Source organism: Streptomyces sp. NPDC050625, assembly GCF_040654755.1.
Classification (GTDB): domain Bacteria; phylum Actinomycetota; class Actinomycetes; order Streptomycetales; family Streptomycetaceae; genus Streptomyces.
The window spans coordinates 729,959-752,216 of sequence record NZ_JBFAIQ010000001.1 but is presented as its reverse complement, the minus strand read 5'-3'; the positions used below and the strand labels follow the sequence as shown (position 1 = coordinate 752,216).

The window sequence follows — 22,258 nt, the reverse complement described above, 5'->3', positions numbered from 1 at the left end:
ACAAACGCAGATCGTTCGACGTTGACCGATTCAATGGCGAAAATGACCGGCGTTACATGTTTTCAGAGCGCACTGTTGAAGCCCCAGAGCATCTCGCTCGGCCGCGTGGAACGCTCGCGCAGATCCTCAACCACCTCGCTCAGCACGGGGTGCTGAATGGTCCTCAGCTCCGACAGGCTCAGATCCGACAGACCTGACAACTCCGACAACTCCGACAGCTCCGGAAGCGTCTCCTCCGCCTCGGTCCGGCGCATGGCCGTCTGCCGCTGCGGCTCGTCCCGTACGTCCATCCCATCCCCCTCTCGTCGCGTGGCGTCCCGCCACGACCGGGTCACTCCAGGTCGGCCAGCCGCTGTGCCGTCTGACCGGCCGTCGGCTCACTCGTGGTCACGTGGTCGTCCGGCAGCTTGGACCACTCCGCCCGGGCCGCCCGATAGGCCTCGCGGGCGGCGCGTGGACGCGCGGCCGCCTCGTAGGTCATACCCCGCCAGTGGTGTGCCTGCGCACCCAGTTCGACTGATTCCTGACGGCGGCGGTCCGTCTCCGCGTCCTGTTCCGCCTCCCGGGCCGCCTCCGCGGCCGACCGGAACGCGTCGACCGCCTCGTCCAGCCGTGCCGGACGGCCCAGACTCTGGTACGCCTCGAACTGGACCTGCCCCAGTTCCAGCCAGCACCGCGCGGCCAGCAGCGGATCGTCGGCGCCGGCCGCCGCGAGGCCGAGGAGATGCTCAGCCTCGCGCAGATCGACGCGGTCGCCGCGGGCCCGGTACCTGAGCATCAGCGCCCGGCCCAGCAGGAGGAGCCGGCCGGCCAGCAGGCCGCTGCCCGCGGGTGTCTCCGTGCGGCAGTCCCGCAGCACCCGGATCGCCCGGGACAGGGGCTCCTGGGCGGAGAACCCCCTCTCCAGCGCGGCCCGGCGCAGCAGCACCTCGCCCCACTCGGCGAGCACATCGGCATGGGCCGACTCGTCCCGGGGCATCCGCTGGGCGGCCTGCTCGAAGTGCCGGGCCGCATCCTGGAGTTCACGCGGATCGCCCGACTCGTCGTACCGGGCCGCGGCGATGCGGCCGGCCCGCACCAACAGGGCCGAGCGCGGGCTCTGTTCACGGGTGAGGGCCAGCGCCTCGTCGACCCGCGCCTGCGCCTCGTCCAGCGCTCCGCCCGACAGCAGGAGCGCGTCGACCAGATCGAGCAGGACCCTGACGGGCGCAGGCCCTTCACCGGCGTCGGAGTCGTGCTCAAGAGCGCTGCGCAGCGAATGCGCGCTCTGCTCCGCGTACCGGCGGGCCTGTTCCCGGTCGGGCGTCACTCCGGACAGCCGCAGCAGGACACGGCCGTGCGCGAGGGGGAGTTCGGGCGGACGACCGCGGCGGTCGGGCCAGGCGTCGGCGAAGGCCTCCAGCATGCCGACCGCGCCCTGCAGCAGGGCACTGTCCCCGCCGAGCCGCCACTGCGCCTCCAGGGCACCCACCCGTTCCAGGGTGAGCCGCAGCGCCTCCGTCTCGTCCAGGTCGGGCGCCCCGCACGCGACGGCGTACTCACGGTCGGCACGGCGCAGCAGTTCGAGCGCGGCGCGCTGGTCCCCGTGGCGCCTGCGGTCCGTGGCCGCGGCCCGCAACACCCGTGCCAGTACGGCCCGTTCGCGCACCGCACGGGGATGGGCGACCGCGCGCTCGGCGGCCGTCTCCGCCTCGCGCAACAGCTCCGCACCGCCCTGCATCTCCCACAGCCGCAGGACGCAGTGGGCGTACTCGGCCCACAGCTCGGAGTCCCGGCCCGCGGACCGTTCGTGCTCGGTGGCGCCGCGCAGCAGCTGAACGGCGTCGATGATGTCCTGCACCATGCCCTCGCGGTCGAACCGCTCGACCAGCGTGCGGGCCCGGACGACGGCCGGGTGCGCGGGGCGCCCCCGGTCCGTCTGCTCCCGCTCCCGGCTGCCGTACAGGGCGAACTGCTCCGGCAGCGGCATGAACCGCTCCAGGACCCGCGCGGCGACCTCGGCGAAGGGCTGCGGGACCGGAGTCGCGGCGCCGCTGTCGCCGTTCTCGGCCGGGTATCCGCCGGGCGCGTACGGCCGCCCGCCGCCGCCGTTGCCGAGCTGGGCGAGGGCCAGCGCCGGGAAGTTGGGGCCACCCTTGCCGAAGCGCTGCTCGATGTACTGCGAGCAGTGCTTGAGCACCAGCAGGGCCTCGTCCCGGCCCAGCGACGACAGCAGCGACTCCTGTACGCCCGGCGCGAAGTCGTACCACTGGACGCCGTCCTGGGCGCGCTCCTCGCGGGCCCGCGCCAGCAGGCCGCTGAGCAGCACCTCGGCCAGTTCGGAGGGACCGGAGTCGGGCATCATGGTCCGCTGCACCAGTTGCATCACGGGCAGACAGAGCGGGGCGGCCGCCAGATGGACGGCGAGGCGTCCCGCGGCCGGGGAGGCCGTGGAGCGGAACCTGCTGACCAGTTCGAGCGGGGACGCACGGCGCCCGGGACGGCCCGCCGACACCGGCGGCTGGTCGGCCCGCACCCAGCCGACGGCACCGGCCACCGGCCCGGTGCCCGCCCCGGACAGCAGCCGCGCCCAGGCTCCCAGGGCCACCGGCTCGGGCGGCAGCACGGGCACGGGCAGCTCACCGCGGCGCGCCTCCGTGGGCGTTCCGGTGTGTGTGCGCACCCGCAGGGCGGTGGCGCCGCCCAGGCTCTCGCCGCGCATCAACTCGCCGTAGAGCACGGGGAGCCGGGTGCGGTTCCACATGCGCTGGGGCAATGGCTGGAGCACGGCGGCCGGGGCCTGCCGGGAGAGATGGTGGAGCAGCCGGTGGGCCCGGCCGGACCGCCACAGGGGTCCCGCGCAGTCGCTGACCAGCAGGGTGATGCGGCGTCCCGTGGGATCGCTGAGCCGGTCGACGGAGTGCAGCGGGGCGGCATGGGGTTCGGGGCTGCGGCTGACGGCCGGTTCACCGTCCGGACCCTGGTGCAGATGGCTGACCTCGATGTCCCAGAAGGCGCCCAACTGTGCGAAGACCTGCTCCAGTTCGGTGAACATGCGGTCCCACACCCGCATGGACGAGGAGGCGTCCATCACCAGCTGGAGCCGCGCGTCGGCCCGGCGCACGGCCCGGAACACGGGAATGACGAGTCCGCCCGCCCGCGCGCTCAGCTCCGCCGTCGCCGTCTCGTCGAGCGTCGAGCGCAGCGGTGGAGCCGGGCTCCGGTAGCCCTGCAACGGCCGTAAGGCGCGCTGGAGTTCGAGTGGAGCGGGAAAGGCGGGGGCAGCGGGTACCCCGACGGGCAGGGGTGCCGCCCGGCCCGGACCGCTCTTGGGCGGGGCGCTGGAGAACGGCAGGGGATACAGGGCCACACGGCGGTCGACGCCCGCGTCGTACTCCTGTGGCTCCGGCGGCTCGGGGGCCCGGTCCGGGGGCCGGGGCCGGCCCGTGGCGGTTGCCGGGTCCGGGAAGGTCCGCTCGCCGCCGTACCCCGCCGCCGGGCCGCCCGGCCGGGTGACCCGGTCCTCGGGCTCGGCGGCACCCGTGGGATGCGTCCGGCCGGCCAGCCACAGGGCGTCGCACAGCCCCTCGGCGTCCGGGTCGAGGCCGATCTCCCGCAGCCGGACGATCAGTTCGGCGATCGGGTCGGCGACCGGGTCCGCGATCAGTCCGGCGATCGGGTCGCCGCCGGGCACGGCGGAACCCCCTGTTTCGGGCGCGCCCGAAGGCCCGTCCTCGGGGCCGCTGCCGGGCCGGCCGGGGCCGTGTCGCGCCGCTGCGTCGGGCATCAGCGCCTCACCTCGGGCGGTCGAGTCGCTGGATGAGCAGGTCGGCGAGGCGGTCACGGCTGGGCGGGGCCGCCGCGTCGGTGAGATAGATGGCGTTCAGCAGCTGGTCGGCGGCGAGGAGTTCACTGCGGGAGCGCTCCAGGAAACGGCCGATCAGGTCGTCGCCCGCGCGCGCCGCCTCGTCGCCGAGGTGGGCACGGACGAACGTGGCGAGCCTGTTGTGGTCGGGGCGGCCCAGTTCGAGGTGGATGCAGCGGCGCATCAGGGGGGCCGGGAAGTCCCGTTCCCCGTTGCTGGTGAGGACCACGAACGGGAAGGCCCGGCAGCGCACCCGGCCGTCGCGGACGCGGACCTTGGTGCCGTCGGCGGTGAGCACCTCGGCCTCGCCGTCGGGCAGCCGGTCGGCGAGGCGCTCCAGCTCGGGGATCTCGAACTCGCCCTCCTCCAGCACGTTCAGCAGGTCGTTGGGCAGATCGATGTCGCTCTTGTCGAGCTCGTCGATGAGCAGTACGCGCGGGGTGTCCGAGGGCAGCAGGGCGGTGCCGAGCGGGCCGAGGCGGATGTAGCTGCCGATCGCCTCGACGGCTCCGGGGCTGCCGGCCGCCGCCCCGTAGCCGCCCTGTGCGGCGATCTGCACGTCCTGGAGGCGGGCGATGGCGTCGTAGTGGTACAGACCGTCCTGGAGCGTGGAGCGGCTGACGATGGACCAGCGCAGGACGTCGCCGAGCCCCAGTTCGTACGCCACGGAATGGGCCAGCGTGCTCTTGCCCGCGCCGGGGCTGCCGGTGACGAGGAGGGGGCGGCGCAGATAGAGCGCCGCGTTGATCATTTCGAGCTCTTCGGCGCCCGGCCGGTGCAGTTCCGCCAGATGCCGGTGCGCGCCCAGCCTGCGGTCCTGGGAGCCGTCGCCGTCGCCGTCGCGCGCCGCGTCCCGGCCGGCGAAGTCCCGCCAGGGCGGCGGGGGAGGCAACCGGCTCATTCCGTCGTGGGGTTCCCCGGCGCCTCGGTAGATGAGCCACTCACTGGATTCGGTCATGGTCCGGTCCTCGTCGTCACTCGTACCACCACGGCAGCCGTCGAACGTGCCTCACGGTATCGACACACGGGAAAGCTGGTAAGGGGCCGGAAGGCGCACGGGCCGCGCCGCCTCAGGGGGCGTCGGGTCAGGGGGCGTCGCATCAGGGAGCCTCCAGCAGATCGCCTGTTCCGGGCAGGGGTTGGTGCGGATCGTCGTACAACAGCGCGATGCCGTCGGCCCAGTAGGCCTCGACGAGCCCCGCGCGGAGATCCACCCGGAGCCGGTGCACCAGGTCGGGCAGGAACGCCGCGCCGTCCCCGTCGTCGACGACCTTCCTGGCTCCGCGGTGGAACTCCCCGCACACGGCGTCCGGTTGGCTTCGCCAGCGGCGCCACAGGACCACGCCGAAGCCGGCGTGCACGATCCTGCCGAGCGCGGCGCCGTCGTCCTCGTAGCGCCGGTCGCCGTAGCGGCAGAGCACCGGGATCGTACGGGGCCCCAGACCGCGCAGTTCGTCCATGGTCGGCACCGGCTCGCGCACCCCGTCGTCGCAGTCGAGGACTTCGGCCTGCGCGTCACGGGCGTGCAGCCGGCGCCAGCGGTCCAGGCGCTCGTGGTCCTCGTCGCCGTCCTCGCCCCACTCGGGGCCGGACATCCCGAACTCGCCGTCACCGGGCAGCTGGTCGCGATCGGAACAGCGCACGACGACCGGCCGCTGCTCGCCCAGCGGGGGCCCGTCCGGCCGCACCTTCCACTCGTCCACGGCCAGCCCGAGCAACTGATGCGGCAGGGCCGCGTGCAGGGCGGCGGGCCGCCCCGGTTCGTCGCAGCGGCGGAAGGCCTCCGCGAGCGGAGCGACGACCTGCGCCGGAAGGTCGTCCAACGGTGTGCGCTCGGCCTCGTGGAGACGGGTCACGTCGCCGTCGGGGCGGGCCACGCAGACCGACCAGTCGCAGCGGTCGGGCTCCCAGCCCCTGGGCAGCACTTCGAGCAGCACGGACAGTGCGGGCCCGGCGTCCCGGGGGTGCTCGGGAAGTCGCTCCCCCGGTGTCGTCGGCGCGGGGAGCTGCGCGGTCGCGGGACGGCGGCGCAGCCCCAGCCATTTGGCGCGCTGCCGGACCAGGCCGTTGCGGTACCCGCTGTCGAGCCCCGTCGACGCCTTCTTCACCCAGTCCCACAGGGCCTGTTCGGCATTCAGCGTGCTGGGTGTCGCGGGACGCTCGGCGCACATGACCTGCATCGCGTAGTCGAGGACGAGTTTCAGCTCACCGTCGTGCCGGGCGTTCTCGTAGAGCATGCCGAGGCCGTCGCGCCAGCCGCGCGGCGCGGGCATCAGGGACGGGAACTGGAAGTTCGGCAGGGAGTCGAGGAGGTCGAGCAGACCGCGGGTGGTGGCGGGAGGCGGCAGGTCGGCGAGCCGGCCGAGCAGCTCGCTGCGCTCGTCCGGGCCGAGCGTGCGGCCGGGGCGGGTGCCGAGGTCTCCCTGCACGTCGGCCCAGGTGGGGCGGCGGGAGTCGGAGGGCTGCTGCCGGTCGCGGTGGTAGCGGTCATGGGCGTGGAAGACGGCCTGGTAGACGTCGTCGTGCTCGGTGCGCACCCCGTCCGGCGGCACCTGTAGCGTCCGCAGGCGCTCGATGCCCGTGGAGGTGCCGCCCGTGCCGTGGTCGGCACGGGACTTCAGTACGCCGATGACCTCGCCGCGCACCGGGTCGATCACGGGCCCGCCCGAGACACCGGGTGGCAGATCGTTCTGCCCGAGCCGCATCTGCACCCCCGCCGACCAGCCGCCGATGGTTCCCTGCACGGAGAGGAACCCGTCCAGGATCTGCAGCTGCCCTCCGGTCACGGTCCAGCCCGCGTAGAACACCCTGCCCTCGCCGTAGTGCGCCGTGGGCCGCTCGGAGACGTACACGCAGTCGTGGTCGACGGGTTCACGGAGCCGGACGAGCGCGAGGTCCGGGGCGGGCCAGCTGCCGGGCATCCGGCGCTCCACATGCTCGGGCAGGGTCACGGCGACCCGCCCGTGGACGGCGGACGGCCCCTGGCCCGGTCCGGTCTCATAGACCACCGACACTTCGCCGCCCTCCCCTCCGTCTTCTCCGTCTACTCCGTCTACGACGTGTGCGCAGGTCAGAACCCAGTTCGGCGCGATGAAGAAGCCACTGCCTAGGAAGGTGCCGGGTTCGTCCAGGGCATACCCGACACCTGTGCGATGAATGCGCACGGTCGCCGCCATGACGAGTTCACGCAGAGCATGGTGGGCGGCATGAAACCCATCCGACGCGCCCCCGTCGTGCCGGTCGGTCATACCCCGCCCCCACCGACGGCCCCCCGGGCGCCCCCATGCACCGGGGCGCCGGTGGACGCGCCCGCGCGTGGGGGGCGGTCGGGGTTGGGTGGGGGGTTGTTGCCGGGGGTGGGGGGAGTGGTGCTGGGGGTGGGGTGTGGGTAGTGCGGGGCGGGGGCCTGGGGCGCCGTGGGTGCCGGGGATGCTGTGGGCGCCGTGGGCGCCGCGGATGCGGGGGTCGGGGCAGCGCCGGGAACCACAGGATCGGGGCGGGACGCCGTGACGCCGACCGGGCCTGCGGGCGCCGAGGCCGGCGCAACGCCAGGGGCCACAGGAACGAGGCCGGCCCCCGGGACCGTGGCTGGGCCTGTGCGCGCCGAGGCCGAGCGCGAAACCGGCACCGGGACCCGACCCACAGACCCCGAGGGCGAGCCCGGACCGGTGGCCGGGGATGCCAAGGCCGACGCAGCGCCGGGGCCCGCACGATCGAGGCGGGGCTCCGCGACCGCGGCCGGGCCTGTCGATGCCGAGGCCGAGCGCGAGACCGGCACCGGGACACGACCCGCAGATGCCGAGGGCGAGCCCGGAGCGGGAGACGGGGCGGGGGCCGGGGATGCCGGGGTCGGGGCTGTGCCTGGGGGCGCTGGGGCCGGGCCGGACGACGGGGCCGGGTGCGAAGTCGGGGCCGGGGCCGGGTCCGGGGACGACGGATCCGGTGGGCCGCCGCCGTTCCACGTCAGGGTCACCGTGATGCCTGCCTTGGCCTCACCGTCCGCGAGCAGTCCCACGACCTTGCCTGCCTTCGCGGTCAGCTCGATCCCGAACTCGACGCTCACCTCGTCCGGCCGCACCGCGCGCAGCGGACCGGCCAGTGACCGCGCGACACCGGTGACGAGCGAGTGCAGGCTCTCGACGCTCGCCTCCACCCGCTCGGCGAACCCGGTGTCCGTGTACGACAACTCCCCCGACGGCACGGCCAGTTCCTCGGCCCCCGATATCCGGGCCCACACCGGCGTACCGTCCGGCAGCTCGATCCGCGCTACCCGCGTCACTTCCTGTCCCATACGAATCCCCGTTCCCCCGTCGCTTCCCGTTCTGCGCGTGCGGCAAGGCCTCACTGCCCGTACCGGAACGCCTCACCTTCCCCGCAGGGAAAGACTCCTTCCCCCGGCAGCCGGGCCCTACCCCTTCGCCGAACCGAGGCCGAAAAGTGCACCTCCCGCACCGGAAGCCGCCGACGGCACTCGCGGCCGGGTCCACCGCCCCGAGGACGGCGGACCCTGCGATCACCGCTGATCACCGCTGGTTCCACCAGATGAGGCCGGTCACGATGGCCCCGCCGGTCGCGGACGCCAAGCCCTGGACCAGGCCATGACCGGCGGTGCGACCCAAGGACCGCAGATCACGACGCCGCTTCGGTGCGTCCCGCCCGACGGGAGACCCCGTCGGTGTGCCGGTCGTCGGCCTGCGGCGAGCGCGGCAGGATGACGCGGCCTCCGGGTCCCCCGTAGGCTCGGGAGTGCTACCCATGGTTCTCTCCTTGAGTCGGTGGAGCTGTTGGGCTAGGCACGCGGCCTCCTGTGAGCGCAGGGGGCCGCAGCCGTTTTCCCCTCCTTTCGCCGGTGTGCCGGGAGGGGCCGGTACGGATCGTCGTAGAAGAGCACCACCATCTCGCCCCCTCCTGACGCGAGACCGTGCGCGTAGGTCAGCAGCCGGTCGGGGGCGATGAAGAAGCCGGACCCCCAGCGGCCCGCCGGGTTCGTCCCAGGGCATACCCGAGCCCCGAACGGCGGATGCGTACGGTCACCGCCATGACGGCCTCACGCAGAGCACGAACGTCGCCGGTGGACTCGCCCGATGCGACCCCGTCGTACCGGTCCGTCGTCCTCGCGCCCCCGGGTCGGGGTATCCGGCGCTTCTCTCCACCGGCGCGGCGCCCGCCCCGGCTCCGGCACTCCCGTACAGCCCGCTCCGGCCCTCCCACCAGGTCCGGAAGGCCCATGGCGAGAGGCCGGGCGGCCCACTGGTGCCGTGTTCTGTACGCCTATCCTTTTCTTGTCCGTCCCTCGCGGCTTCCCGCACGGGGAAACCGCGCCTCTTCCTTCCCACGGAGCACCATCCATGTACTTCACCGACCGAGGCATCGAGGAACTGGAGAAGCGGCGCGGCGAGGAGGAGGTCACCTTCGAGTGGCTCGCCGAGCAGCTCCGTACGTTCGTCGATCTGAACCCCGACTTCGAGGTCCCGGTGGAGCGCCTGGCGACGTGGCTGGCCCGCCTGGACGACGAGGACGACGAGTAGCGAGCCGCCGGGGGCCTCCCCCAAAAGACCCCGGTCAGCCGGAAGGCAGCGGTCAGTCGCGCGGGCGCACCAGCTCGTACGCGAGCCCCAGCGCCCCGTGCGCCACCAGCAGCGCCCCCGCGGTGACCCACCCTCCACTGCGTCGCCGTACACCCCACACCATGACCGGCAGGCCCACCACGACCTGGGCCAGGGCGAGCGCACGGGCCTGCGGATCCCCGGCCCACGGCAGCCACGGCGCCAGCCGCCCCCGCTCCACCACCTCCAGTTCGGCTCGCACCGCCTCCCGCCAGCCCGCCACGACCCCCAGCCCCTCGATCCGCCGCGCGTCGGCCGGGGCGAGGGCGGCCTCGTGGAGCCGGTCGGCGGGTTCGCCGGGGAGCACCCCCGCGGGCAGAGCCACTCCCGCGCGCGTGAGGACGGCGAGCAGCCCGCGTAGCCGATCGCGGCCGTCGGCCTCGGAGTCCGCCCCGGTCAGCAGGCCGAGGGACGCCACGTCCAGTACGGGATCGAGCCCCAGCCGCGCGGCGAAGGTACTCATCGCCTCGTCCTCCCCCACCGGGGTGCCGTTGGCCAGCCAGACGTAGCCGACGGGACGGCGGAAGCCGGAGGCGAGGGTGAACCCGGCGCGGTCGGCGTCCCACCACAGCGCGAGCACGGGCCAGGACGAACCGACGGCCAGCGCCGCGGCCCAGCCGTTCACGACACGGTCGACCGGCTCCCCGGCGTGGAGCCACGGGCTGCCCTCGGGTACGAGCAGGCTCCATTCTTCACCGGCCCCGGTCAGCAGCATCCGCTCGCGCAGCAGGTTGGCGGCCGGGGCGACGGAGTCCGGCGCCGCCCGGCAGAGCAGCAGGGCACCGGGGGCGGCAGCGCCCGGTGAACCGGCCCGAAACCCATCCGTCGACATGCTCACACGCTAGGCAATTCATCCATGTCACGCCCGATATGAGGCATCGCCGATCACGCGAACGAGTGTCTTGACTTTCCATGGCCGCGATATATCGTGTTTTACGGAAGACGCGATATGGCGTGTCGCGTCCCGTGAAGGAGGTCAGCACCATGTCCGAGTGGTCCGTCGCCGAGCCCACGAAGCTCACCTTCGACGATCCGGTGAGCGAGCTGCACGTACGCATCGTCAACGGAACGGTCAACGTCATGGGCACGGACCAGGGTTCCGCGCATCTGGAGATCTCGGACATGGAGGGCCCACCCCTCGTGGTCACCCAGGAGGGCGGCACACTCACGGTGGCGTACGAGGACCTGCCCTGGAAGGGCTTCCTCAAATGGCTCGACCGCAAGGGCTGGCGGCGCAGCGCGGTCGTCTCCCTCGCGGTCCCCGCGCAGACCCGCGTGGAGGTCGGGGTGGTCGGCGCCGGCGCCGTCGTCTCGGGCATCCGCGGCCACTCGGAGATCAAGGGCGTCACGGGCGACACCACACTGGTCGCCCTCTCCGGCCCGGTCCGCGCGAGCACGGTGTCCGGAAACCTGGAGGCCCAGTCCGTCACCGGGGACCTGCGCTTCAACTCCGTCTCCGGCGACCTGACCGTCGTCGACGCCTCGGGCTCCTCCGTGCGCGCCGACTCGGTCAGCGGCTCCATGATCATCGACCTCGACCCGGACGGCCCGACGGACGTCAGACTGACCAGCGTCTCCGGCGAGATCGCCATAAGGCTTCCGCACCCGGCGGACGCCGAGGTCGAGGCGAACACGGCGAGCGGCAGCATCTCGAACGCCTTCGACGGCCTGCGGGTCCACGGCCAGTGGGGCGCCCACAAGATCACCGGCCGCCTCGGCGCCGGCACCGGCAAGCTCAGGGCCACCACGGTGTCCGGCTCGATCGCCCTGCTGCGCCGCCCCCCGAGGGAGGACGAGGACGAGGTCGAGACCTGGGACGCCGAACCACCGTTCAAGAAGGCCGGGTTCGTCTCCGACGTCGCGGCCGAGGGGACGGCAGCCCCGTCGAGGGACGGCACCGTGGCCGAAACACAGGGCGGCTTGGGGGAGAATTCCGTTTCCGGCCCGGACGACGCCGCGCGCGAGGACTCCGCGAGCGACGACGCCCCGGCCGACGGCACGACCGACAAGAAGGTGCTCTGACATGCCTCCCGTCTTCGCCCACGGCCGCCTCCGCCTCTACCTGCTCAAGCTGCTCGACGAGGCCCCGCGCCACGGCTACGAGGTGATCCGCCTGCTGGAGGAGCGCTTCCAGGGGCTGTACGCACCGTCGGCGGGCACCGTCTACCCCCGCCTGGCCAAGCTGGAGGCCGAGGGCCTGGTCACGCACACCACCGAGGGCGGCCGCAAGGTGTACGCCATCACGGACGCCGGCCGCGCCGAACTGGCCGACCGCAGCGGCGAACTGGCCGACCTGGAGCTGGAGATCCGCGAGTCGGTCGCGGAACTCGCCGCCGAGATCCGGGCCGACGTGCGCGGCGCGGCGGGCGACCTGCGCCGTGAGGTGCGCGCGGCCGCCACCGAGGCCCGGCACGGCACCTGGACCGGCACCGGGGAACACGGCCCCTCCGGGGACTACGGCGACCTGGGCGACAAGGAGGCCTGGCGGGCGGCCAAGGAGGAGATGCGCCGCGTCAAGCAGGAGTGGAAGGAGCAGGCCCGGCGCGCCAAGGACGAGAGCCGCCGCGCCCGCGAGGAGGCCCAGCGTGCCCGCCGCCAGGCCCAGGAGGCGCAGAACCGGGCCCGGGCCCAGGCGCAGGAGGAGATGCAGCGCATCGCCCGGCGGGTCCAGGACCATGTGCAGGACCACTTCGCTCGGGGCGACTGGCCGACGGGGGTGCGCGAGGGTCTGACCGAACTGGCCAAGGAATTCGGCGAGTTCGGGAAGGACTTCGGGAAGGGGTTCGGCAAGGACCTGGGATTCGGACGGCCCGGGACAGGGGCCGGGACCAGGACCGGGGCCGGTTCCGCCACCGGCAAGTCCGCACCGGAGCCGGAGTACATCCAGGCCCCCGAGGACTTCCCGGCCGACTACGCACCGGCCTGGGCCCACGAGGACACCACCGGTGACCCGGTGCGCGACCTGGACCGTCTCCTCGACCGCTTCCGGGACGACATCCGCGACGCCGCCCGCGACCACGGTGTGACGGTCGACCAGCTCCGCGACGCCCGGCGCCATCTGTCGACGGCGGCGGCACACATCGGCGCGATACTGCGCGGGCCGAAGGTCTGAGCGCTGTCCGGCAGCGCGCCCACCGTGACGGGCGGGCGCGCTGCCGGGGGCGGCGGCCGTCAGCCCGCCTTCGCCTCTCCCCCGCCGTACAGCACGCGGGTCAGCGACTCGTGCGTCACCCCGTGCTCGGCGAGCGCCTCGGCGGCCACGCCCGGGCACGAGGTCAGGGCGAGGAGGAGGTGCTCGTCGCCGATGTGGCGGTCGCGGTGCCCGAGGGCGACGCGCAGGGACCGGGTCAGCAGATCCTTGGCACCCCGGCTGAACGGCCGCCGCCCCAAAGATCCCTTCCGCCCGGCCGCCAAGGCCCCTTCCCCATGGGCCTCCTCCACCCGGGACACGATCTCCGAGAGGTCGATCCCCAGCCCCGACAGCGCGTCCGCGTCGGCCCGGGAGAGTCCGCCGCGGCGCCGGGCCTCGGCCAGGGCGCGCGCCACTCCCTCGCGCCGCCCCGCCGACAGCCCGAGCGACGCGAGGGCGAACGAACCCCGGCTGCCCTCCCGTTCGAGAAGGGCGAGCAGGAGATGCGACTCCTCCACCCGCTCGTCGCCCAGCCGCTCGGCATGCGCGACCGCACCTTGTACAGCGGCACGGGCATCCTTCGTGAACCGTTCGAACATCACTGCCTCCCGTACTTCTTGTGCACGGCCTGCCTGCTGACGCCGAGTTCGGCGGCGATCTCCTGCCACGACCAGCCCTGGTTGCGGGCGCTGCGCACCTGCACCGCCTCCAGCTGCTCCAGCAGCCTGCGCAGTGCGGCGACGGCGCGCAGTCCGACCCGTGGATCGCGGTCTCCGGCCCGCTCGGCGAGATCCGTTGCTTCGGTCATGATGTCAACTTAGGTTGACAAGACCCTCATGTCAACCGTGATTGACAAACGCCGACGGCCGGCCCGGAAACCGGACCGGCCGTCGTATCGAGTCGGCAGTCGGCGGACTGCGGCGGCGGTCAGCCGCTCGACGATCAGCCGTTGGTGAGCACGATCTTTCCGAACTGGTCGCCGGACTCCAGCCGCTCGAAGCCCTCGCGGGCGCGGTCGAGCGGGAGGACCTCGTCGATGACGGGACGCACACCGGTGGCGGCGCAGAAGGAGAGCAGGTCCTCCAGCTCGTCCTTGGTGCCCATCGTGGAGCCGACCACCTTCAGTTCCAGGAAGAAGATACGGGTCAGCTCGGCGTGCGAGGGGCGGTCGCCGCTCGTGGCGCCGGAGATGACGATCGTGCCGCCCGGACGCAACGACTTCACCGAGTGGGACCAGGTGGCGGCGCCGACGGTCTCGATGACGGCGTCCACCCGCTGGGGCAGCCGCGCCCCCGACTCGACCGCCTCCACGGCGCCGAGTTCCAGGGCGCGCTTGCGCTTGGCCTCGTCACGGCTGGTGGCGAAGACCCGCAGTCCCGCAGCCTTGCCGAGCGCGATCGCGGCCGTGGCGACACCACCGCCGGCGCCCTGCACGAGGACGGAGTCCCCGGGCCGTACGCCGGCATTGGTGAAGAGCATCCGGTAGGCCGTCAGCCAGGCCGTGGGCAGACAGGCGGCCTCCTCGAAGGAGAGTTCCTTGGGCTTGGGCAGGATGTTCCAGGTCGGTACGACGACCCGCTCGGCGAAGGTGCCCTGGTAGCGCTCGGTCAGGATCGAGCGGGGCTCGTCGGGACCGACGCCGTAACCGCTCTGGCCGATGACGGAGTGCAGGACGACCTCGTTGCCGTCCTCGTCGACGCCGGCGGCGTCGCAGCCGAGGATCATCGGCAGCCGTTCCTCGGGGAGGCCGACGCCGCGGAGGGACCAGAGGTCGTGGTGGTTGAGGGAGGCGGCCCTGACGTCGACGGTGCTCCAGCCGGGGCGGGCCTCGGGGGCCGGGCGCTCCCCCAACTCAAGGCCGGAGAGCGGCTGGTCGCGGTCGATTCGGGCGGCGTAGACAGCGAACATGGGCTCGACGATAGGTTCCCGATCAGCCGGACGGAACCACGGCCCGCTGTGACACATGCCCTGTTGCGCAACGGCGCGGGGGCCCGAGGCCGCCGGCCTCCCGGGCGACAACACCCTCGAAATCACCCGGTCGGCCGGGTGGGTGGGCAAAAAAATGGCCCCGCCCGGACGGACGGGGCCATTCCGGGCGTCACCGACGGGCGACACCCTCGGCCCGAGCGGCAGCCGCGACCGCCGCGGTCACCGCCGGAGCAACCCGCTCGTCGAACGGCGACGGAATGACATAGTCGGCGGCCAGATCGTCGCCGACGACCGCGGCCAGCGCCTCGGCCGCCGCGATCTTCATCCCCTCGGTGATCCGGGAGGCCCGCACCTGGAGCGCGCCCGCGAAGATCCCGGGGAATGCCAGCACGTTGTTGATCTGGTTCGGGAAGTCCGACCGGCCGGTGGCGACGACCGCCGCGTACTTGTGCGCGACGTCGGGGTGCACCTCGGGGTTCGGGTTGGCCATCGCGAAGACGAAGGCGCCCTTGGCCATGGAGGCCACCGCCGCCTCGGCGACCGTACCGCCGGAGACGCCGATGAAGACGTCGGCGCCCGCCAGCGCGTCCTCCAGCGAACCGCTGATGCCCGCCTTGTTGGTGAACCCGGCGAGCTCGCGCTTGACCGGCGTCAGGTCCTCCCGGTCGGCCGACACGACGCCCTTGCGGTCGGCCAGCGCGACATCCCCGATGCCGGCCTCGACCAGCATCTTGGCGATGGCGACACCGGCCGCGCCGGCACCCGAGATGACCGCGCGCAGGTCACCGATCGAGCGCCCGCTCAGCCGCGCCGCGTTCCGCAGCGCCGCCAGCGTCACGACCGCCGTACCGTGCTGGTCGTCGTGGAAGACCGGGATGTCCAGCCGCTCCTGGAGCTTGCGCTCGATCTCGAAGCACCGCGGCGCCGAGATGTCCTCCAGGTTCACCCCGCCGAAGGACGGGGCCAGCCGGACGACGGTCTCCACGATCTCGTCGACGCCGGTGCAGTCGAGCGCGATCGGGACGGCGTCCACGCCGCCGAACTGCTTGAAGAGGATCGCCTTCCCCTCCATCACCGGAAGGGAGGCCTGGGGGCCGATGTCCCCGAGCCCGAGGACGGCCGTACCGTCGGTCACGACCGCGACCACGGACGACTTCCACGTGTAGTCGTTGACCAGGTCCGGCTGCTCCGCGATCGCGGTGCACACGCGCGCGACGCCGGGTGTGTACGCGAGGGACAGGTCGTCCTTGTCGCGCAGCGGCACGGTGGCCTGCACAGCCATCTTGCCGCCGCGGTGCAGCGCGAACGCCGGATCGAAGGAATCGAGGGGCTCGGCCCCGCCGTCCTGCTCCGTACTGTTGTCGCTGCGAGGATTGACGATCTCCGCTGCCACTTCGTTTTACCCCTTAAATATTCATGGTTTGAGGGTTGACCACTCCTGGTGAAGAGTGGGCGGGACCGCATATGACCCGATTGCCTGATTCGTACGGGTCGTACACGACGGGCGCGCCGCACACGCGCCCTGAGCCCCGGATGAGGGGTGTAAAGAACCTTCTTACCCGACGGACAGGGCCGACGACGAGTCCATTAGGTGCAAGGTCACATCACGGGACTAGAAGGTCACGTCCTGATGACATCGAGGCGACGTCGAGGCGGGATGGAGCGCCCTTTGCACGTCGGGGAACGTCCGGGCAAGCACCGATCACATGGTGAGATGCACCGAAGGAATTTCGGCCGGTACCGGGGATTTCCGCAGACGGTCCGGCTTGATGTGCCCACCTGACGCGGTTCGGGGGTCACCCGTTATCCGATTTTGACATAGTGAGTCCCCTGAATAGCGCAGTCCGAATGGCAAGATGCCGTAAACCCACGAGGTCGCGACACCCGAAGGTGTGTGTTCTCGTCGACCTAACGGCAATCTCCACCCCTTCCGCCGGAGGAACCAACCATGACCGCAAGCTCCACCCGTCGTACGACCGCCCGCACCCGTACTGCCGCGGTCGGTGCGATCGCGGTCGCTGGCGCCCTGATCCTCACCGGCTGCGGTGACCAGACGGACAAGGGCAGCGACGGCGGTTCGTCCACGGCCTCCGCCGCGGCGCCGCTCGCCGACAAGCTCCCCGCGGACATCAAGAAGGCGGGCGTCATCAAGGTGGGCTCCGACATCGCCTACCCGCCGGTCGAGTACATGGAGAACGGCAAGGCCGTCGGCATCGACCCCGACGTCGCGGACGCCCTCGGCAAGCAGCTGGGCGTGCAGTTCCAGTTCACGAACGGCAAGTTCGACCAGCTCATCGTCGGTCTGCAGGGTGGCCGTTCCAACGTCATCATGTCGGCGATGAACGACACGAAGGACCGCCAGAACGGCATCGACTCCGACAGCGGCAAGAAGGTCGGCAACGGCGTCGACTTCGTCGACTACTTCACCGCCGGCACCTCGATCCTCGTCCAGAAGGGCAACCCGAAGGGCATCAAGTCCCTGGACGACCTGTGCGGCAAGGTCGTGGCCCTGCAGCGCGGCACCACGTCCGAGGGCATCGCCAAGAAGCAGAGCACCAAGTGCACCAAGGACGGCAAGAAGGCCATCACGCTGCAGACCTTCGACACCGACCCCGAGGCGCTGCTCCGTCTGAAGCAGGGCGCGTCCGTCGCCGACCTGAACGACTTCCCCGTCGCGGCCTACAACGCCAAGACCTCCGGCAGCGGCAAGGACTTCGAGGTCGTCGGCGACCAGATCGAGGCCGGTCCGTACGGCATCGCGGTCGGCAAGAAGGACACCCAGCTGCGCGACGCGCTGCAGGCCGCCATGAACGCCATCATCAAGAACGGCGAGTACCAGAAGATCCTCGAAAAGTGGAACGTCACGCAGGGCGCGGTCACCGAGGCGAAGATCAACGGCGGCTCTTGAGCAGCCCGGGCAAGACTGAAGGGCTGTCCCTGTGACTGACAAGGTCGACAAGATTCCGGCGTCAACGGTGCCGCCGGAGCAGATCAAGGCGATCCCGGTGCGCCACTACGGCCGCTGGGTGGCGGGCGCCGGCGTCGTCGCCGTCCTGGTGCTGATCGGTCTGGCGTTCTCCAACGCGAACATCAACTACAGCATCATCCCGGACTACCTGACGGATGCCACCATCCTGTCCGGCGTCTGGCACACGCTGTACATCTCGGTGCTCGCGATGGTGCTGGGCCTCGTGCTCGGCGTCATCCTCGCGGTGATGCGGATGTCGTCGAACCCGGTGACCAGCACCGTGGCGTGGCTGTACATCTGGTTCTTCCGCGGCACTCCGGTGCTGGTGCAGCTGCTGCTCTGGTACAACCTCTCCCTCGTGTTCCCCATCCTCAACCTGGGGTTCTACAAGGACGAGATGAACCAGGTCATGACGCCGTTCCTGGCGGCGCTGCTGGGCCTCGGTCTGAACGAGGCCGCGTACATGTCGGAGATCGTCCGGGCCGGCATCCAGTCGGTCGACCTGGGACAGACCGAGGCGTCCCACGCACTGGGCATGACCAGCGGCAAGACCCTGCGCCGGGTGGTCCTGCCGCAGGCGATGCGGGTGATCGTGCCGCCCACCGGCAACGAGTTCATCAACATGCTGAAGACCTCGTCGCTGGCCTACGCGGTACAGTTCAATGAACTGATCAAGCGTGCCACGGACATCTCCAGCACCTCGCTGGCGGTCGTCGAGATGTACTTCGTCGCGTCGATCTGGTACCTGATCCTCACCAGCGTCTTCAGCGTCGGCCAGTACTACCTCGAACGCCGTTACGCCCGCGGCTCGACGCGGAACCTGCCGCCGACCCCGTTCCAGCGTCTGAAGAAGAACCTCCGACTGTTCGGTTCTTTCCGCCGCCCGGAGGTGGCCCGATGACCGGTCTGAGCAAGGACATCGCACAGCCGACGAGCGGTGCGCCGATGGTCAAGGCCGAGGGCGTGCACAAGTCCTTCGGGCTGGCGCACATCCTCAAGGGCATCGACCTGGTGGTGAACCCGCGCGAGGTGTTCTGCCTGATCGGCCCGTCCGGTTCCGGCAAGTCCACCTTCCTGCGGTGCATCAACCACCTGGAGAAGATCAGCGCCGGCCGGCTGTACGTCGACGGTGACCTGGTCGGCTACCGCCAGAAGGGCGACAAGCTCTACGAGCTGAAGGAGAAGGAGGTCGCGGCGCAGCGACGGGACATCGGCATGGTGTTCCAGCGCTTCAACCTCTTCCCGCACATGACGGCTCTGGAGAACGTCATGGAGGCTCCGGTCCAGGTCAAGGGCGAGACCAAGGCGGTCGCCCGGGAGCGGGCCGAGCGGCTGCTGGACCGGGTGGGCCTCGGCGACCGCAAGGGCCACTACCCGGCGCAGCTCTCCGGTGGTCAGCAGCAGCGTGTCGCCATCGCCCGCGCGCTGGCGATGCAGCCGAAGCTGATGCTCTTCGACGAGCCGACCTCGGCCCTCGACCCGGAGCTGGTCGGCGAGGTCCTCGATGTGATGCGGGACCTGGCCGAGGACGGTATGACGATGATCGTCGTCACGCACGAGATGGGCTTCGCGCGTGAGGTGGGCGACTCGCTGGTGTTCATGGACGACGGTCTGGTGGTCGAGTCCGGCCACCCGCGCGACGTCCTGACGAACCCGCAGCACGACCGGACGAAGTCGTTCCTGTCCAAGGTCCTCTGAGGCCGGCTGAGGTTCTCTGACACTGCGCTGCGAGAAAGGGCGGTACGGGATTTCCCGTACCGCCCTTCGCCGTACCGCCTGTCCTAGCGCCGTACCGCCTTTCGCCGTGCCGTCGAGCCCGCCTGTCGCCTACTTGAGCGCGAGAAGCAGCGTGTCCGAGGGCGAGCACCACACCGGCCGGGCCTCGGCGAAGCCCTTCTCGCGCAGCACGCGCGCGTGCCAGGCGGCCGAGGGCATGTCGCCGTCGGCGTGCTCGCCGTAGATCTCGAAGCGCCGAGCGGTCGGCCCGGCGAGGACCGGGTCCTTGGCGGCGAGCTGCCACCATTCGGCCCAGTCGAGCGCGCCGTCCCGCTTGGCCTGATCCATACGGGCGTGACGCCCCGCGCGCTCGGCAGCGTTGATCCGCGGCGTGGACTCGTCGATCATGTGGTCCGCGTTCATGAAGACACCGCCGTCGCGGACCAGTTCCGCGACCTGACCGTAGAGAGCCGCGAGGGGTTCGCTGTGCAGCCAGTGCAGGGCCGTGGCGGTCAGGACGGCGTCGTACGAGTCGTACGGCAGCTTCGCGGGCCAGTCCGGGTCCTTGAGGTCGGCGGTCATGAAGCCGACCCGCCCGTCACCGGCGAAGGTGCCCTCGGCGATGGCGAGGAGGGCCGGGTCGAGGTCGACGCCGGTGCTGGTGGCCTGCGGGAACCTGTGCAGCAGCCGCGCGGTGATGGTGCCCGTGCCGCAGGCCAGGTCCAGCACGCGGGGCGCGGTCCCGACGAGGGCCTCGACCATGTCGAGCATGATCCGGAAGCGTTCCTCGCGGTCCGGCATGTACCACTCCTGCTGCCGGTCCCAGCTCTCCTGCCAGGCCGGCCAGTCCGCGCCGGCCGCCACCATGTGCGCGTCCGCGTTCGTCATCGAACTCCTCCACCCCGTCGATCGCGTAATACCCTGTAGGCACGACCGTCTATTACTCGACCGCACCCCACGACCATAGAGCGCCCCCGTAAGGACTACAAGTGGAACTGGCCTATTACTCGGATTACGCCGTCCGTCTCGTCAACAGCGAGGAACCGGCCCGGGGCAAGGACACCCTGACCTCGGTCGAGGCCGTCCGCGATCTGTTCGGCGGCAACCAGTCCGCGGCCCGTCGCGCCACCGACGCGGACGTCACGCGCTTCCGCTCCGTACGGGCCCGGCTGCGAGCGGTCTTCGAGGCCGCCGACAAGGGCGACGAGACGCTCGCGGTGGACCTGCTGAACTCGCTCCTGCTGGAGTTCCCGGTGAGCCCGCAGATCTCCGGGCACGACTTCCGGGACGACGACGGCCGTCCGCTGTGGCACATGCACCTCGCCGACCACCCGTCGAACGCGACCGCGGGGTACGCGGCGATCGCGGCGATGGGCCTCGCGTTCCATCTGACCGAGTACGGCGTGGACCGCCTGGGCCTGTGCCAGGCGCCCCCCTGCCGCAACGCCTATCTGGACACGTCGACGAACCGCTCCCGGCGCTACTGCTCCGACCGCTGCGCGACCCGCGCCAACGTGGCCGCCTACCGGGCCCGCAAGCGCCTGGAGGCCGACCGCCCGGACAGGACGGGCCTGGCGGCCGAGAGCGCCCAGCGCACCAGCGCGAGCGGCGAGCGCTGATCGCGGCGGAGCGGCCGGTAGCGCAGCCGGACCCGGCCGAGGATCAGGTCCTCCGGCACGGTCCCGTAGTCGGTGCTGTCCCCTCCGGCGTACGGATTGTCCCCGAGGACCCACCAGCCGCCCTCGCGCCGCTCGGCGGCCCGCTTGACGACGAGCAGGTCCTGCTGGAACGGGTGGCGCAGGACCACGACGTCACCGGGCCTGATCCGGGCCCCGTAGTGCACCACGAGCTGGTCCCCGTGGTGGAGCGTGGGCACCATGGACGGCCCGGTCACCTCGGCCAGTCCGAAAGGCGTCACCGCCCTCCCCCGCTCGGTCTCCTGCGACAGCTCCGGCATCCCCGGCACCTCCCCGGTCCGTTCCTCCACCAGTCTCAGTCTGACCCCGGACTTTTGTCCTAAGCCCAAGGGGGCACTCGCGAAAACCCGTCCCTCAGGGAGTAATGTCCCACCTGAGAAGACGATCACGAGGAAGGAATGCTCCATGCTTTCCCGCCTGTTTGCCCCCAAGGTCAAGGTCAGCGCACACTGCGACCTGCCCTGCGGTGTGTACGACCCGGCCCAGGCCCGCATCGAGGCGGAGTCGGTGAAGGCCGTCCAGGAGAAGATGGCCGCCAACGACGACCCGCACTTCCAGGCACGTGCCACGGTCATCAAGGAGCAGCGTGCCGAGCTCGCGAAGCACCACGTCTCGGTGCTCTGGAGCGACTACTTCAAGCCCCCGCACTTCGAGAAGTACCCGGAGCTGCACCAGCTGGTCAACGACACCCTGAAGGCCCTCTCGGCCGCCAAGGCGTCCACCGACCCGGCGACCGGCCAGAAGGCCCTGGACTACATCGCCCAGATCGACAAGATCTTCTGGGAGACCAAGAAGGCCTGATCCCGTATCAGGATCCCGGTCCTTCCGGAGCACTTGTGAAGGGGCCCTGCCGAAGACCCGGCCGGGCCCCTTCGCCGTCCGTCGGCGGGGGAGCGGGGTCGTCGAAAGCCGGGGGACCCGGCCGCGTGCTCCTGTGCGAAGCTGAAGGGGTGAGCATCGAGGACCTGGTGCGGCTGCGGCGGGCGCGCGACCGTATGGACCGCGAGTACGCCGAGCCGCTCGACATCGCCGAGCTCGCGCGCACCGCGCTGATGTCCCCGGGGCACTTCCAGCGCAGCTTCCGCGAGGCGTACGGCGAGACGCCGTACAGCTATCTGATGACCCGTCGTATCGAGCGGGCCAAGACCCTGCTGCGCCGCGGCGACCTCAGCGTCACGGAGGTCTGCCTCGCCGTCGGCTGTACCTCGCTCGGCTCCTTCAGCTCCCGGTTCACGGAGCTGGTCGGCGAGACCCCGAGCGCCTACCGGGCCCGGTCGCACGAGGAGAGCGCGGTGATCCCGTCCTGTGTCGCCCGTACCTTCACCCGTCCGCGGCGCCGCCCCTACTGACAGCATCCCGGACTGACGG

20 protein-coding genes and 1 pseudogene are annotated in these 22,258 nt (G+C 71.6%); 9 read left to right on the top strand and 12 right to left on the bottom strand.

Annotated elements, in window-relative coordinates:
- Positions 1-62: 62 nt before the first annotated feature.
- The 5 genes and pseudogenes from fxsA to AB0I54_RS03495 form a co-directional block, all read right to left on the bottom strand.
- On the bottom strand, positions 63-290 hold the full coding sequence (gene fxsA, locus AB0I54_RS03515; protein WP_363294177.1) for an FxSxx-COOH cyclophane-containing RiPP peptide: 228 nt from the start codon (positions 288-290) through the stop codon (positions 63-65).
- Between the two features lie 41 nt (positions 291-331).
- A complete protein-coding gene (locus tag AB0I54_RS03510) occupies positions 332-3,766 on the bottom strand; it encodes an SAV_2336 N-terminal domain-related protein (RefSeq protein WP_363294176.1) in 3,435 nt (1,144 codons plus the stop codon).
- Positions 3,767-3,773: 7 nt separating this feature from the next.
- Complete coding sequence (locus AB0I54_RS03505) at positions 3,774-4,802, bottom strand: MoxR family ATPase (protein ID WP_363294175.1); 1,029 nt, start codon at positions 4,800-4,802, stop codon at positions 3,774-3,776.
- A gap of 142 nt (positions 4,803-4,944) precedes the next feature.
- Positions 4,945-7,020, bottom strand: a complete 2,076-nt coding sequence (locus AB0I54_RS03500) for a trypsin-like peptidase domain-containing protein (RefSeq protein ID WP_363294366.1) — start codon at positions 7,018-7,020, stop codon at positions 4,945-4,947.
- A gap of 761 nt (positions 7,021-7,781) precedes the next feature.
- Positions 7,782-8,135 (bottom strand): annotated as a pseudogene (locus AB0I54_RS03495) (CU044_2847 family protein); the annotation flags it as partial.
- Between the two features lie 1,057 nt (positions 8,136-9,192).
- Here AB0I54_RS03495 and AB0I54_RS03490 point away from each other — a divergent pair.
- Complete coding sequence (locus tag AB0I54_RS03490) at positions 9,193-9,372, top strand: DUF6104 family protein (protein ID WP_003992906.1); 180 nt, start codon at positions 9,193-9,195, stop codon at positions 9,370-9,372.
- Between the two features lie 52 nt (positions 9,373-9,424).
- Here AB0I54_RS03490 and AB0I54_RS03485 read toward each other — a convergent pair whose 3' ends face one another.
- Positions 9,425-10,282 (bottom strand): hypothetical protein, encoded by an 858-nt coding sequence (locus AB0I54_RS03485; RefSeq protein WP_363294174.1) that lies wholly within the window; start codon positions 10,280-10,282, stop codon positions 9,425-9,427.
- 152 nt (positions 10,283-10,434) lie between these two features.
- Here AB0I54_RS03485 and AB0I54_RS03480 point away from each other — a divergent pair, with 152 nt between their 5' ends.
- On the top strand, positions 10,435-11,472 hold the full coding sequence (locus AB0I54_RS03480; RefSeq protein WP_363294173.1) for a DUF4097 family beta strand repeat-containing protein: 1,038 nt from the start codon (positions 10,435-10,437) through the stop codon (positions 11,470-11,472).
- 1 nt (position 11,473) lies between these two features.
- The gene (locus tag AB0I54_RS03475; protein WP_363294172.1) at positions 11,474-12,562 is read left to right on the top strand and encodes a helix-turn-helix transcriptional regulator; all 1,089 of its coding nucleotides are present in this window, start codon (positions 11,474-11,476) and stop codon (positions 12,560-12,562) included.
- A gap of 59 nt (positions 12,563-12,621) precedes the next feature.
- Here AB0I54_RS03475 and AB0I54_RS03470 read toward each other — a convergent pair whose 3' ends face one another.
- From AB0I54_RS03470 to AB0I54_RS03455, 4 genes are all read right to left on the bottom strand, one after another.
- Positions 12,622-13,179 carry a Clp protease N-terminal domain-containing protein gene (locus tag AB0I54_RS03470; RefSeq protein WP_363294171.1) on the bottom strand — a complete coding sequence of 186 codons (558 nt, stop codon included), beginning with the start codon at positions 13,177-13,179 and terminating at the stop codon, positions 12,622-12,624.
- On the bottom strand, positions 13,179-13,388 hold the full coding sequence (locus AB0I54_RS03465; protein WP_018571396.1) for an HTH domain-containing protein: 210 nt from the start codon (positions 13,386-13,388) through the stop codon (positions 13,179-13,181). Before AB0I54_RS03465 ends, AB0I54_RS03470 begins: the two co-directional genes overlap by 1 nt.
- 134 nt (positions 13,389-13,522) lie before the next feature.
- Positions 13,523-14,488, bottom strand: a complete 966-nt coding sequence (locus AB0I54_RS03460; RefSeq protein WP_363294170.1) for a zinc-binding dehydrogenase — start codon at positions 14,486-14,488, stop codon at positions 13,523-13,525.
- Positions 14,489-14,678: 190 nt separating this feature from the next.
- Positions 14,679-15,902, bottom strand: a complete 1,224-nt coding sequence (locus AB0I54_RS03455; protein ID WP_363294169.1) for an NADP-dependent malic enzyme — start codon at positions 15,900-15,902, stop codon at positions 14,679-14,681.
- Positions 15,903-16,457: 555 nt separating this feature from the next.
- Here AB0I54_RS03455 and AB0I54_RS03450 point away from each other — a divergent pair.
- The 3 genes from AB0I54_RS03450 to AB0I54_RS03440 are packed head-to-tail and all read left to right on the top strand — an operon-like array spanning position 16,458 to position 19,175.
- Positions 16,458-17,417, top strand: a complete 960-nt coding sequence (locus tag AB0I54_RS03450; protein ID WP_363294168.1) for an ABC transporter substrate-binding protein — start codon at positions 16,458-16,460, stop codon at positions 17,415-17,417.
- A 31-nt stretch (positions 17,418-17,448) separates the two neighbouring features.
- The gene (locus tag AB0I54_RS03445) at positions 17,449-18,378 is read left to right on the top strand and encodes an amino acid ABC transporter permease (protein ID WP_363294167.1); all 930 of its coding nucleotides are present in this window, start codon (positions 17,449-17,451) and stop codon (positions 18,376-18,378) included.
- The gene (locus AB0I54_RS03440; RefSeq protein WP_363294166.1) at positions 18,375-19,175 is read left to right on the top strand and encodes an amino acid ABC transporter ATP-binding protein; all 801 of its coding nucleotides are present in this window, start codon (positions 18,375-18,377) and stop codon (positions 19,173-19,175) included. The genes AB0I54_RS03445 and AB0I54_RS03440 overlap by 4 nt, the downstream gene beginning before the upstream one ends.
- 129 nt (positions 19,176-19,304) lie before the next feature.
- On the opposite strand, the gene AB0I54_RS03435 is transcribed toward AB0I54_RS03440, so the two are convergent.
- Positions 19,305-20,081: a class I SAM-dependent methyltransferase gene (locus tag AB0I54_RS03435; protein ID WP_363294165.1), complete on the bottom strand. Its 777-nt coding sequence runs from the start codon at positions 20,079-20,081 to the stop codon at positions 19,305-19,307.
- A gap of 101 nt (positions 20,082-20,182) precedes the next feature.
- On the opposite strand from AB0I54_RS03435, the gene AB0I54_RS03430 reads away from it, so the two are divergent.
- Complete coding sequence (locus AB0I54_RS03430) at positions 20,183-20,812, top strand: CGNR zinc finger domain-containing protein (RefSeq protein ID WP_363294164.1); 630 nt, start codon at positions 20,183-20,185, stop codon at positions 20,810-20,812.
- Here the strand turns inward: AB0I54_RS03430 and sodX are convergent.
- Positions 20,716-21,150, bottom strand: coding sequence for a nickel-type superoxide dismutase maturation protease (sodX, locus tag AB0I54_RS03425; RefSeq protein ID WP_363294365.1), 435 nt, complete (start codon positions 21,148-21,150; stop codon positions 20,716-20,718). The two genes, AB0I54_RS03430 and sodX, sit on opposite strands and share 97 nt — an antisense overlap.
- 145 nt (positions 21,151-21,295) lie before the next feature.
- Here sodX and sodN point away from each other — a divergent pair, with 145 nt between their 5' ends.
- Entirely contained in the window at positions 21,296-21,691 is a 396-nt protein-coding gene (gene sodN, locus AB0I54_RS03420) for a superoxide dismutase, Ni (protein WP_020136639.1), read from the top strand.
- Positions 21,692-21,840: 149 nt separating this feature from the next.
- Positions 21,841-22,239: a helix-turn-helix transcriptional regulator gene (locus AB0I54_RS03415; protein WP_363294163.1), complete on the top strand. Its 399-nt coding sequence runs from the start codon at positions 21,841-21,843 to the stop codon at positions 22,237-22,239.
- Positions 22,240-22,258 lie beyond the last annotated feature (19 nt).

Coding starts and splice junctions, on each gene's coding strand:
- AB0I54_RS03450 (WP_363294168.1), top strand. CDS start 16,458: ATGACCGCAAGCTCCACCCGTCGTACGACCGCCCGCACCCGTACTGCC.
- sodN (WP_020136639.1), top strand. CDS start 21,296: ATGCTTTCCCGCCTGTTTGCCCCCAAGGTCAAGGTCAGCGCACACTGC.
- AB0I54_RS03510 (WP_363294176.1), bottom strand. CDS start 3,766: ATGCCCGACGCAGCGGCGCGACACGGCCCCGGCCGGCCCGGCAGCGGC.
- AB0I54_RS03460 (WP_363294170.1), bottom strand. CDS start 14,488: ATGTTCGCTGTCTACGCCGCCCGAATCGACCGCGACCAGCCGCTCTCC.
- AB0I54_RS03465 (WP_018571396.1), bottom strand. CDS start 13,388: ATGACCGAAGCAACGGATCTCGCCGAGCGGGCCGGAGACCGCGATCCA.
- AB0I54_RS03470 (WP_363294171.1), bottom strand. CDS start 13,179: ATGTTCGAACGGTTCACGAAGGATGCCCGTGCCGCTGTACAAGGTGCG.
- AB0I54_RS03435 (WP_363294165.1), bottom strand. CDS start 20,081: ATGACGAACGCGGACGCGCACATGGTGGCGGCCGGCGCGGACTGGCCG.
- sodX (WP_363294365.1), bottom strand. CDS start 21,150: ATGCCGGAGCTGTCGCAGGAGACCGAGCGGGGGAGGGCGGTGACGCCT.
- fxsA (WP_363294177.1), bottom strand. CDS start 290: ATGGACGTACGGGACGAGCCGCAGCGGCAGACGGCCATGCGCCGGACC.
- AB0I54_RS03480 (WP_363294173.1), top strand. CDS start 10,435: ATGTCCGAGTGGTCCGTCGCCGAGCCCACGAAGCTCACCTTCGACGAT.
- AB0I54_RS03500 (WP_363294366.1), bottom strand. CDS start 7,020: ATGGCGGCGACCGTGCGCATTCATCGCACAGGTGTCGGGTATGCCCTG.
- AB0I54_RS03485 (WP_363294174.1), bottom strand. CDS start 10,282: ATGTCGACGGATGGGTTTCGGGCCGGTTCACCGGGCGCTGCCGCCCCC.
- AB0I54_RS03505 (WP_363294175.1), bottom strand. CDS start 4,802: ATGACCGAATCCAGTGAGTGGCTCATCTACCGAGGCGCCGGGGAACCC.
- AB0I54_RS03440 (WP_363294166.1), top strand. CDS start 18,375: ATGACCGGTCTGAGCAAGGACATCGCACAGCCGACGAGCGGTGCGCCG.
- AB0I54_RS03490 (WP_003992906.1), top strand. CDS start 9,193: ATGTACTTCACCGACCGAGGCATCGAGGAACTGGAGAAGCGGCGCGGC.
- AB0I54_RS03475 (WP_363294172.1), top strand. CDS start 11,474: ATGCCTCCCGTCTTCGCCCACGGCCGCCTCCGCCTCTACCTGCTCAAG.